Here is an 11827-nt window from a genome sequence, read left to right as displayed (position 1 = left end):
ACATATCAGTTTCATCAACTCAACAAATGAAGCTGGAGTTAAAGACATGAAAACGTACCTGAACAAAGTGACCTCTACTGCTGCTGGCGTGGGCCTCTTTCTTGTGGCCTGTGTCGTAGCGAGCCTCGGGCTGTCCATTATGGTCTTTTTGGCGATGTTTGCACTGGCCATTGTCGGCCTAGGGATCTTGGCTACACCCCTTCTGGCGTTGCTTCAATTCTCAGAACGCAAGGAAGTCGAGGGGGTTACCGCGTAATCCCGATTGCCTGCGGATGCGCCCGATTGGGGGCACAAAGTGCCGTGCGCTGTTCATTGGGGCTTTCAAGTTGGACATGTCCGCTTTGGGCTGCCACCAGTCTATCAAACTGACTGTAGAAAATGGTAAATCTGAGCCCGGTACTACTGCTTCGGCGATTTCGCGAGAACGGCAGATACTGTGCGTGTCTTGCGGCTTCTAGTGATCGCGATTGCACCCAGAACTAACGCACATGCCAAGGCTTGAGGTAAAGTAATGGTTTCGCCAAAGGCTAGAAATCCAACAGCAAACATCGTGGGTAACTCTATGCTTCCGACCACGGCAGTTTGGGAAGCCCCAATTACAGGCGAGCAGATCGTGTAGATAAGTTGGGGCACGAACGCGGTGACAAGTCCAATACCAACAATGAGAAGCCAATCGGATTGTTCCCCTGGGAGCAACTCTCCAACTTCAGCGCCAAGGATGAGCGGCGCAAGACCCAGTACAGACCCCAGAGAGACTGACGCGATGCGTGCCAACGGCGCAATCCGTGACAACCTGTGTACGAGCACGCAGATTCCGAAGCCAAACCCAAATGGGGCAGCAAGGGATAGCAGCAGAGTTGGTAGATGCTCCGCAGGCACTGATGCGGGCGAGCCAGCAATGACGGCTGCCACCACAATCAGACCAGCGGCCAACAATGCGCGCCTCGTTGGTGCATCAGCGAACACGGCCCAGGCAATGACCAGAGTGAATACTGGATAGGTCATGTAAAGCACACCCACTGTCGATGCGGGCAACTTCTCCAGCGCCGTTACATACCCGATCCACCCAAGCCCCATTACGGCTCCAACTGAAAGGCCCCAAGTGATCTCTCGCCATTCTTTTCGGTGCAAAATGAGAACAGGAAGCAGAAGAATCGCCGCAACAATGTAGCGGTAGAATGCGACTGCATAGGGTGCGACGCCCTGTTCGGTCAGGCTGCGGCTGAAATAGGGAACAAGTCCGAAACAGATTGAAGCAAAAAGAACACCAAAAACTGCAAATGCGTAAGGGATGGACGGTCGATTTCGCGCAGATGTCGTTGCCATAATCTGGAGCTATCACGCATTTGCTATTTCGTCTTTAGAGATTCGAAGAACGACAGCTTTGTCCCGCAATCTGTGGGTTTGCCCATCTCAAAACTTTGCACATGCGGCGAATGTCGGCAATGCGGACTGCGATCGCAGCATCTCAATACCCAGTCGAGTGACCGGTTTGGGCCGTTTTTAACGACCCAATTGTGATTGGGAATGCACTAACGTATGCAATGACATACTACATTAGTTGGATTGATTTAGTCTCTGGGCCGGGCAAGATGATTGAAGGGTCTTGTCAGAGGAACTTGGCTTGAGCGGTGCAGGGTGGTTGCGTAGTCATTGAGAATAACCAAACCTACCTCTTTCAAGTACTTCAAAACCAGTCCCGAGATCATCCGCCTTGCGGTGATGCCGTACATCAGATTTACGCTCTCGCTTCGGAATGTCGAGGATCTGTTGCATGAACGCGGGATCGATGTCAGCCATGAAACTGTCCGATATTGGTGGAACAGGTTTGGTCCAGTGTTCGCTGCAGAGATCCGCAGAAAACGCGTCCAGCAACTCCGCGCATTCTCAAAGTGGAAGTGGCACGTGGATGAGGTATTTGTGAAGGTCAATGGCAAGAGACACTACCTCTGGCGGGCCGTTGATCACGAAGGGGAGGTCCTTGAAGCCGTCGTCACCAAGCGCCGGAACAAACGGGCAGCATTGAAATTCCTCAAGAAACTGATGAAGCGACACGGCCAGGCGGAGGAAATAGTCACAGACTGCTTGGCGTCTTACCGTGCCGCGTTGAGAGAGCTCGGCGTGCTGGAAAAGCAACTGACAGGTAGGTGGTTGAACAACCGCGTCGAGAATTCGCATCTTCCGTTTCGACGAAGGGAACGTGCGATGCAACGTTTTAGGCGCATGCGAAGTTTACAGAAATTCGCCTCCGTCCATTCCTCCGTCTACAACCATTTTAACCAGGAAAGATCTCTTTCAAATCGAGACACCTTCAAGATGACGCGAAGCGCCGCTCTCGCCGAGTGGCGCGAACTTGGTGCGGCATACAGGGCAGCTATACTGGCCTAGCTGAGACTGGTTCGAATTTGTCTGACAGCACCTCTGCTCGGACACACAAAGGTTGACAGCACTGTCAGATACCTTGGCGTCGAACTTGAAGATGCACTGAGCATCGCCGAGCAAATCGACCTTTGAACCATTTTGGCGGGCGGCACTTGTCGTTCGCCAATTCGGGCCGGACCTATGTTTGCGCCGCAGCGGTGGTTTGAATCGAGCCCATTTTATCAGATGCAGCACAACCCACTAACGTCAGCTTTGCATCCGTTTCGCTGTCGCTTCTTCCCATCCCTTGAGCAACGCCGCCCGCCGTCCCGGGTACTTCTGGCCCAGTACTTTCAGCTCTTCGACCCTTTCTGTTTTGAAGTGCCGATAGTCGTCTTTGGTCTCGCACCATCCCACGAGGTATCGTGTTCGATCCAAGAATGCGATCAATAGCGGCCAGACAACCCTGTCAGTCGTGCTGCCATCACGGTCCGTATAAAGGAGTTGCAATCTGTACCTCTCCCGAATGGCATAGCGCAGCAGAGCGCTATCGAAACGTTCGGTCACCCTGGCGCGCGTCTGAATAGGCTTTGTGCTGCTGCCCAGCACCACCGGGCGCAGTTCCTTCGGGATGGCCAAAGAGAGCTTTGACACCAAATCCCGCGCGGCCCGGGCAAGCGAGGGATCGGCCTCAGATGCCACCCACGCGGCACCAAGGGCTGCCGCCTCTAACTCATCTGCTGTGAGCATCAGGGGCGGCATGTCGTAACCATCGTCAAGCACGTATCCGATCCCCGCCTCGCCCGCAATTGGGATACGCTGTGCATGAAGCTCGGCCATATCGCGGTAGAGCGTGCTAAGAGATATCTCCAATTCATCTGCCAACTCCCGTCCTGTGATTGGCGACTGGGTAGACCGCAGTATTTGGATAATCTGGAACAGACGTTCAGTGCGACGCATTTTTTCATCCTCCTCTCACACTACTGTCATAACGGTGAGAGGAGCGTAGTTCTAGGACAGGATCAGAAACCGACTGACATGCAAACAAACGGAGCTGAAAATGATCCACCATGAACGCAACCTAACAATCGACGCAGCCCCAGAATCCGTTTGGGCAGTGTTGAGCCAATACATGCATATCGACGCATTCGCACCGCAGATCACATCCGTTGATGCCTTAACCTACGGTGAAGTTGGAAAGGGCTCAAAGCGCCGCAACCACTTCGCGAACGGCACGTCTGTGGTTGAAGAGGTGACTGCATGGAAGCCGGGCAGCGGCTATACGGTCAAGCTATCTGAGATGGCCGCGATGCCGCTGCACGAAGCCAGTTCCGAAATCCGCATCACGCCAATCGGCGGCAAATCCAAAGTGACTTGGACCTTCAATTATCGCGTGAAATACGGGCCGATCGGATGGCTGATGGGACAAACCATGATGAAAATGATGATGGGCAAGATTATCGTTGCAAACCTTCAAGGGCTCTCAGAGAAGGTTCGCTTAGGGCGGTCTGAGTGAGAGTTTGACAGCATGCTGCTCGGCCTCTGATGCCTGCAGTGAACCCATGGCGGACCTTTTTTCCCTTACGACCACCGGCAATAGATATGGTCGGAAGCGCTCGTTCATTGCACCAATCATTCCAGCGTGCCATCTGTTGGTGACGCGACGATTTCGGATGGCCTCTGCTTACGGTCTGTCGCTTCATAGTTTTGCAAGTGCAGGAGTGATCATGACGTTTTATGACCGCAAAGACGCCGCCGCCGTCTTTATCCTGCGCATAGGGCTCGTGTGGTTCATGTTTCTCTGGGCCGTCCACAAGATCATTACGCCCCAGCAATATCAAAACCTGGCCAAGAATATCGACGGGATCGAGATGTCCTTTGCCCAGATATACGCTGTGGGCGGCGTTCAAATTGCACTTTGTGTGCTGGCAGCTTTGGGCGTTTTTCGCGTTTTCAGCTATGGCGGTCTTGCGGCGATGCATTTCTTTACCATCACCCGACAATGGGAGCGTTACCTAGATCCCTTTGCTCTGAACGACCGCGGCTTTCCAATCAACCGAAACCCAGTGATCGCTCTTGCGGCGATGGCCGCATTCGTCGCGCTTCTGCTCCTGATTCACCGCGATCACTTCAGCATCGGAGGCTGGCTGCGGCGCCACGCAGGCGCCCGTTGGTGGTATTAGGATCTGTCTTCTAGAAAAGGTAACCGCCCAATAGACCATCCATTTGGCGAGATTGAGGGCATGCCGAGATCGGCTTTGTCCGCAGATCGCGAGTCAGTGGGTAGCAAAATCATACATCCGCAGCGAATGATCTTGTCAGAAGAACTTTGCTTGAGCGGGGCAGGGCGCTCTCGTAGCCTTCGCGCATGATTAAACAATCGCCATTCAAGTACTTCAAGACCAGTCCCGAGATCATTCGTCTGGCGGTCATGCTGTACGTTCGGTTCCCACTATAACTTTGAACGTGGAAGACCTATTGCATGAGCGTGGTATTGAGGTGAGCCATAAAACCGTCCGCTATTGGTGGAACAGGTTCGGCCCGATGTTTGCCTCCGAGATCAGACAAAAAACGTGTCCAGCAACTGCGTGCCTTCTCGAAATGGAAGTGGCACGTGGATGAGGTTTTCTTGAAGGTGAATGGCAAGCGGCATTATCTTTGGCGGGCTGATGATCACGAAGGCAAGGTGCGGGAAGCGATTGTCACCAAGCGTCGAAACAGGCAGGCGGCATTGAAAATCCTCAAGAAATTGATGAAGCGACACGGTAAAGCGGAAAACGTCGTCACGGATCGCTTCGCATCGTATCGGGCTGCTCTCAAGGAGCTTGATGCTACCGAAAGACAGCAAACGGGCAGGTGGCTCAACAACCGCGTTGAGTATTCCCACCTGCCATTCCGACGAAGCGAACGCGCCATACAACGTTTCAGGCGCTTGCGAAGCCTACAGAAATTTACCTCCGTCCATTCCTCCGTCTGCAACCACTTCAACCAGGAAAGATCACTAGCCAGCCGAGGCACCTTCAAGCTTACACGCACCGCCGCTCTCGCCGAGTGGCGTCAGCTTTGTTCCGGAAAAGTTCGCGCGTGTCGCAGCAAACTGAGGCTGGTTCGAATTTGTCTGACAGCACTTCTCCGACACCGTAGACGATCGCCCGCACGGGCCGTGCCCCCTTGGCAGCGATCATCATTCGCCAGCAACCTGGCGTTCATAATCGGCGTTGTCATACCAACCCAGCGACTTGATCACCTTGAGATCGTCGTCCAGATCCCATTCCTCCCAACCTGAGAACTTCACATGGCTGCCCGTGTCTTTGTGGTGGCCCTCAAAGGTCCACGCATAGACCATATGGTGATCGGCAACCAAAACACTGTCGAGCTTGAGGATGAGATCGGGAAAATTGGCCATAAAACCCGCAGCCATTTCGGCGATTTCGGCTTGGCTTGTCATCGGGTCGCTGCGGTTCATACCCATGGTCGTGTTATATGCGTAGCGGCTTGCCACGGCCTCTGGATTTCGTTCGGTCCAAGCGTCGCAATGCGCTTTCGCCATTCTGTGCGCAGTCTCAAAATCAGGTATCAAAATATCCCCCAGAAAGCAGCAATTGCGTTTCAGCGAAGTTAGCGGCGGATGAACCACCAGGCCATCCGAAACTTAACGGTCAGGATTGTTGAGCGGCAGCTCCGCGCTTGTTGAGAGTGCTCGTCCGGCACCGGCGTTCGCAAACGCAGCGAATGACCGTAAAGCGGGCTGCGACCGCAGAATTAGACAGCTGCGCTGAGAGGTCGGAATGGCCCGCTACCGATCCGGTGTTGCAAAAAAAGCGGGTCCGCGCACGTGCTTTTGCCCTGGAGAAGCCCAGGTTTGTTTGCCAGCTGATCATTACCGATGAATTGGAACTCTACCTTTCAATCGGTGTCTGAAGCCGAATTGGATATCTGCGTTGCGTTTGCTGGTATTGCCTCGTGTTGACTGTAACTCTGTGAATTCGGCAGCCGGCTTTGTTTTTAACTGTCAAGCATCGCTAGAACGGCTTCGCGATCGGATAGCACAAGCAGCAAAGCAATATCACCGGGCTCCAGCATTTCAAGTATCAGTGAAGCAGCCTGTGAGGGCGAAGTAGCTCTGAGTATTTGTTTCGCATCATACCCATGTTCCAACGCCGTTCGTTCGATCAGATCAGAAATTTCTCCTAATTCGCGACCTCTTAAATACCCTTCTAACTCGGTTGCGACAACTATGTCGGGCTGGAATTTCAGCGCTGTCGCAGTTACCTCGCGGATATCTTGATCCGATCTGTCCCCAGCGTGGCTAAGCATTATGAAACGCCGTTTTGCATGCAGGCTCGATAACGCATCGCAAACTGCCGAAATCGAATGCGGATTATGTGCAAAATCCACGAAAACCCGGGCCCCGTTGTGCTGAAACTCGTTGCAACGACCTGGGTTATCTTTGGCGTCTGGCTTGAAACCGGCCAATCCATCCCGAGCCGCCTGAACGGGCAAATTCAGTGCCAAGGCTAGGCACAAGGCCGCCAGCGCGTTCAGGATATTGTACTTCGCAGCGCCGCCCATGGTCAGGGGGACATCGGAAACTGCGATCACCACCTGTTCCGCTGCGCCGTCGAAAAAGACGATATCTCCCTGCCGTACATACGCGCAGCACTTGCCCGCGTCACGAGCCTGCCGGATCAGGTCATTCTGTGAGTCCAGCGAAAACCACCAGATATTCGCAGATGTATTCTCCGATTCGGCGCGGACATAGTTGTCATCGGCATTCAGGGCCAGCACGCCACCCTCGGCCAGTGTGCGATGTACGGCGAACTTGGCCTGAGCCAGTTCTGGCACCGTGTTAACCCCGTATTGCCCAAGATGGTCGTTCGCCACATTGGTGACCGCCGCCGCTGTGGCCGCGCGAGTCGGTAGACCTCGACGCAGAATGCCTCCCCGTGCGACTTCAAGACAGGCGACCTCCAGCCGTTTGTCGCGCAGCAACATCCGCCCGCCGCCGGGGCCTGAGTAATCGCCACGGTCCAGAATATCGTCACCCACGCGCACAAATTCGGTCGAGGTCAGCCCGGCGACCTTGCCCGAAGCGCGTGCGATCGCCTCAAGCAACCGGGTTGTGGTGGTTTTGCCGTTGGTTCCGGTGATGAACGCGACCGGGATATTGTGCAGAGCAGACCAGTCTACTTCATCAGAGGCTGGCAGCGCATCGACCGGCCAGGTTTGACTGCCCGTCCCATGCCCGATCGATACGTCATCATCATCGCAGAGGATATCCACACCTTGCACTTCTGCTGCCGCGATCCAGGCGATCAGCGCAGGGTTGGCTTCTTTCTCCATCACGCCTTTTACATCCACAACCATCTGATCGAAATCTCCGGGCTCGGATGCCAACAGTTCGGCGGCACAAAAATGCCAGGCGGTTTGCGCCGCGAAGATCGCGGAATAGAGCTGATCCATTGGCGCCGAGATCGCCAAATTGACGCCACCCGTAAAGATGCGGTGGGTCAGGTCCTGATCCTGCCACCCAAGCGCGTCCAGCACACGACGCGCGTGGTTCTCCCACAAGGCGGTGACCTGCTTGGCATCAATATCGGTGAAAAACACGTCTATCACCGCGCCGGGTCGGTCCCAAAGCAGGCCCGGCCCAGTCAGGCGCCGGGCGTCATCAACCTGAATATGGTCGACAGTCGCGCTTGCAATTGTCAGCGCGGTCTCAAGCTCTTCAATCCGGTCCATTTCCGAGCCTCCGCTCAATCCGCGTCTTCACTGATGTCACGGGCCAGACGCACACCACGCTCGTCCCGGATCAGGTTCTGGTCGCCTTCGAACATGTCTTCGAATGCGGGCTCGGTGGGGCTTGCCATCGGCGCGGCCTCGGGTGCTTCACCATCAGAGTTGAAATAAATGATCTGTTTCCAGCAACGCGTTGTGTCGTCACCAAAGATTACTAGCAGATCGCCCTGTGCAGCCTGCTCCAACGCGGCGCTCACGGCTTCGACCTCGTCCGGGATGATCGTGATCGCTGCAGCGTCCACACCGTTTTCGATCATGGCCTGACGCATCAACTGCGGCACCTCGTCATGCCCGCGACCGCGGCGGCGGTCATCCGCTTTGCAGATGTAATGATCAAAGTGTCCGGCCAACGCGGCGGCCCCGTCTACAATGTCTTCATCGCGCCGGTCGCCGGGCATCGCGACAACACACAATCTGCGGCCCTTGACCTCCAACTGATCGGCCAGCGCCGCCATCGCCTTCAACGCGGCTGGATTGTGGCCATAGTCCAGGATCACCTTGAAGGGATGTTCATCATAGACATTCATCCGCCCAGGTGCCTGGAAATAGCTGGTGTCGAACGTGCGCAGCCCGTGGCGGATATTGTCAAGATCCACTCCGAAACTATAGGCCATCGCGGTGGCGAACATCGCGTTCTGGACGTTGAAAATCGCTTTTCCTTCCAACGTCGCCGGGATCAGATGTGCCCACAGAACCGGGATATGAAGCCCGTTGTCGTAAATGGTCAGCATGTCACCATTCATGCCCTTTTCAAGCACGATGGCCTTGCCGCCTGCCTTGATATGTTCTTTGACCAGACTGTGCCCCGGATTGATGGTCACATAGAAGATCTGATCCGCTCCGGCGTAGTCAGCCATTTTCAGACAATTGATGTCATCGGCATTCAGCACGGCCGTATCCGTAGAGCTCTCTACCACCACGCGCTTGACGACGGCCAGTTCCTCGACCGTGTTGATGCCGCCAAGACCCAAATGATCTGCCGAAACATTCAGACATGCTGCCACGTTTGAGCGCTGATAACCCAGACCTGACCGAACAAGACCGCCGCGTGCGGTTTCCATCACGGCAAAATCAACCGCCGGATCGCGCAGGACGATCTGCGCGGATTTGGGCCCTGTCATGTCGCCCTTCACGCTCAGCTTGCCGTCCACATAAACGCCGTCGGTCGAGGTCATACCAACGGTCTTGCCGCTGGTTTTCATGATATGACCCAGCATCCGTGACGTCGTTGTCTTGCCGTTGGTACCTGTGATCGCCGCAATCGGGATGCGGGTTTCCTCGTTGGTCGGGAACAGCATGTCGATCACTTTCCCGGCCACATCGCGCGGCTGACCTTCGGACGGGGCTACGTGCATCCGAAAGCCAGGGGCTGCGTTCACTTCGACGATTGCGCCACCGATATCCTTGTAGGATTTGGTGATATCGTCGATCAGAAAGTCCACACCGCCCACATCCAGCCCCACGGCCATGATCGCGCGTTCGGCCATATCACGGTTGTCGGGATGCACCACATCCGTCAGGTCGATTGCGGTGCCGCCAGTGGACAGGTTCGCCGTCGACCGGAGATAGAAAATCTCGCCATCCGGCAACACGGTCTCTGTACTCACGCCCGCATTCTCCATCAGGCGTGTGGCCTGATTATCGATTTCGAGCATGGTCAGCACTTTTTCGTGCCCGATGCCTCGGCGCGGATCCTGGTTCACGATGTCGACCAGTTCGGCAATCGTGTGCGTGCCGTCGCCAATGACATGCCCGGGAACCCGCTTGGCCACCGCGACCAGCTTGTTGTCCACAACCAGCATCCTGTGATCAAAGCCGGTGATAAAGCTCTCCACCAGGATAGCACGGCTGCGGGAATGCTCTTTGGCTTCGGCAAAGCCGGCCTCGACCTCTTCGTCCGAGTTCAAGTTGATTGAAACACCGCGCCCGTGATTGGCGTCCAAAGGCTTGACGACCACCGGGTGTCCAATTCGTCCGGCAGCGCGTACCGCTTCGCCCGGGGAATAGACCATGCGCTGCTGTGGTACCGGCAGGCCAAGATCGTTCAGCAGGTTGTGGGTGTCTTCCTTATCGCAGGAAATCTCGACCGAGATATGTTTGGTCTCTGATGTGATGGTTGCCTGAATGCGTTTCTGGTACTTCCCATGCCCGAACTGCACCAGCGAGCCTGAATTCAGCCTGATCCACGGGATGTCGCGCCCTTGCGCGGCCTTGACCAGCGACCCGGTTGACGGGCCAAATTCTTTGCGCTGCGCCCGCAGCACAAAGCTGCGCAGTTCATCGTCCCAGTTAAAGTCCGGGTCGAAATCGTAATCCACCTGTTCCTTGAGGGATTGCGGCAAAAGATGCATCAGCAGACGCATTGCCAACTTGCCTGCATCTAGACCGACATCGCGCTGGCGGTATTCATAAACCATATTGTACCGGCCGGGTTCGCCTGTGCTGCGCGTTCGGCCAAAGGTTACATCCGAACCGGCCACATTCTGAACCTCTATCGCACAATGTTCCAGCACATGACCCAGCCAGGTGCCCTCATCTTCGCGCAAGCGGCGGATGAAGCCCCCGGGTTCGCGAAAAGAACAGCCATGTTCAGCCAGACCAGGAAGCGCCTTGATCAAGGCGTCGATAAACTCGGGTCCAATTTTTGCCGAGGGCCACTCTTCCAGAACACCCAGATCGATGACGTGGCGAATGACCGGAAAACTGGCCCAGACATTCGGGCCGACAAAGACATTGGTCGAGATTATTTTCATGAGGCTCCCCGTTGGTTAGCTATTCATCCCCCCGCTGGCGGCCTCATCCCCGGACTAATCCGGCAATGTGCAGAACGCCATATGCTCATCCGGCGGAAAAGCCTGGCGAGCCGTCAGATCATAACGGCACCCTTCGCCCAGAACGTCAAGCCGAAGACCAAGAAGGCTCAGTGCTTCGCCCCGGCGCGCATCCCACATTGATGAATGGGTCAACTCGCTGGCATCCACCACGGTCACCGAACCGCTGCCGATCACTTCAAAGACATTGTCGGGACCGATGAAGGCAGCCGTGTCTTCGTCAATTCCCAACCCAATCAAGAAAGGGTTGAAAGATGAGGCCGTTAGCAGGCGCCCAAGCCTGTTTCGCTGCGTGAAATGCTGATCGATGATGACGGCATTGGTCAGACCCATACCAGGTGCAAGTGTGATGTTGCCTTCAGCCGGGGCTGAGTTGCTGCTGCCGCCCGCAACCATATGCTCGGACATGATCGAGGCACCTGCCGAAGTACCTGCAACCGGTACACCGATCGCATTCCGGCGGCGTATTTTTTGGGCGACTAGAGTCCCTCCAAGAATCGCTGACAGGCGCAACTGGTTCCCACCGGTCAAAAAAATCCCGGTCGCGCGGTCCAGCATCTCGGCAAAATCAGGGTTGTCGCAATCGGCCCTGCGTGAGATCGGCAGGAATTCAACCTTGCCTGCGCCCAGCTCGGAAAAGATACGGTTATAGTCTGGCCCTGTTTCTTCCAGCATCGAGGCTGTTGGAATCACGACAATATCGGCTTCGGCACCGCCGGACAGTTCCACAAACTTTCGGTGAATCTGCATTTCCTTAGCGCGGTCTTCACCGCCGCCAATCGGAATAATGTACCCGCGCGGGGTCTCTGCATCTACGGGTGCAGGGCACATGTCTC

At 55.5% G+C, this 11827-nt stretch carries 10 protein-coding genes and 2 pseudogenes; 6 read left to right on the top strand and 6 right to left on the bottom strand.

Annotated features, from left to right (window positions below; all coding sequences use genetic code 11):
* The first annotated feature begins 46 nt into the window (after nt 1–46).
* Nucleotides 47–256, top strand: coding sequence for a hypothetical protein (locus RUM8411_RS07045; protein WP_143534844.1), 210 nt, complete (start codon nt 47–49; stop codon nt 254–256).
* Nucleotides 257–399: 143 nt separating this feature from the next.
* Here the strand turns inward: RUM8411_RS07045 and RUM8411_RS07040 are convergent, their stop codons facing one another.
* Nucleotides 400–1326, bottom strand: a complete 927-nt coding sequence (locus tag RUM8411_RS07040) for a DMT family transporter (protein ID WP_085821962.1) — start codon at nt 1324–1326, stop codon at nt 400–402.
* Nucleotides 1327–1659: 333 nt separating this feature from the next.
* On the opposite strand from RUM8411_RS07040, the gene RUM8411_RS07035 reads away from it, so the two are divergent.
* Together RUM8411_RS07035 and RUM8411_RS22945 are read left to right on the top strand one after the other, a co-directional pair.
* Nucleotides 1660–2388 carry an IS6 family transposase gene (locus RUM8411_RS07035; protein ID WP_085822030.1) on the top strand — a complete coding sequence of 243 codons (729 nt, stop codon included), beginning with the start codon at nt 1660–1662 and terminating at the stop codon, nt 2386–2388.
* 33 nt (nt 2389–2421) lie between these two features.
* Nucleotides 2422–2514, top strand: a pseudogene (locus tag RUM8411_RS22945) (integrase); the annotation flags it as partial.
* Nucleotides 2515–2628: 114 nt separating this feature from the next.
* Here RUM8411_RS22945 and RUM8411_RS07030 read toward each other — a convergent pair.
* A complete protein-coding gene (locus tag RUM8411_RS07030) occupies nt 2629–3321 on the bottom strand; it encodes a helix-turn-helix transcriptional regulator (RefSeq protein WP_085821961.1) in 693 nt (230 codons plus the stop codon).
* A 100-nt stretch (nt 3322–3421) separates the two neighbouring features.
* Here RUM8411_RS07030 and RUM8411_RS07025 point away from each other — a divergent pair, with 100 nt between their 5' ends.
* The 3 genes and pseudogenes from RUM8411_RS07025 to RUM8411_RS07015 all read left to right on the top strand — a co-directional run.
* Nucleotides 3422–3877, top strand: coding sequence for an SRPBCC family protein (locus RUM8411_RS07025; protein WP_085821960.1), 456 nt, complete (start codon nt 3422–3424; stop codon nt 3875–3877).
* Between the two features lie 211 nt (nt 3878–4088).
* Nucleotides 4089–4544, top strand: coding sequence for a hypothetical protein (locus tag RUM8411_RS07020; RefSeq protein WP_143534843.1), 456 nt, complete (start codon nt 4089–4091; stop codon nt 4542–4544).
* Nucleotides 4545–4729: 185 nt separating this feature from the next.
* A pseudogene (locus RUM8411_RS07015) lies at nt 4730–5425 on the top strand (IS6 family transposase); the annotation flags it as partial.
* A gap of 120 nt (nt 5426–5545) precedes the next feature.
* Here the strand turns inward: RUM8411_RS07015 and RUM8411_RS07010 are convergent.
* The 4 genes from RUM8411_RS07010 to RUM8411_RS06990 all read right to left on the bottom strand — a co-directional run bounded on the left by RUM8411_RS07010 (nt 5546) and on the right by RUM8411_RS06990 (nt 11822).
* A complete protein-coding gene (locus tag RUM8411_RS07010; protein ID WP_268808318.1) occupies nt 5546–5998 on the bottom strand; it encodes a DUF1348 family protein in 453 nt (150 codons plus the stop codon).
* A 368-nt stretch (nt 5999–6366) separates the two neighbouring features.
* Nucleotides 6367–8103, bottom strand: a complete 1737-nt coding sequence (locus tag RUM8411_RS07000; protein WP_085821957.1) for a Mur ligase family protein — start codon at nt 8101–8103, stop codon at nt 6367–6369.
* A 14-nt stretch (nt 8104–8117) separates the two neighbouring features.
* Nucleotides 8118–10913, bottom strand: a complete 2796-nt coding sequence (cphA, locus tag RUM8411_RS06995) for a cyanophycin synthetase (RefSeq protein ID WP_085821956.1) — start codon at nt 10911–10913, stop codon at nt 8118–8120.
* A gap of 54 nt (nt 10914–10967) precedes the next feature.
* Nucleotides 10968–11822, bottom strand: a complete 855-nt coding sequence (locus RUM8411_RS06990) for a cyanophycinase (RefSeq protein ID WP_085821955.1) — start codon at nt 11820–11822, stop codon at nt 10968–10970.
* Between the last annotated feature and the right edge of the window lie 5 nt (nt 11823–11827).

Source organism: Ruegeria meonggei (assembly GCF_900172215.1).
GTDB classification, from domain to species: domain Bacteria; phylum Pseudomonadota; class Alphaproteobacteria; order Rhodobacterales; family Rhodobacteraceae; genus Ruegeria; species Ruegeria meonggei.
Note: the sequence above shows the minus strand (reverse complement) of the source record. Positions and strands in the feature narration are given on the sequence as shown.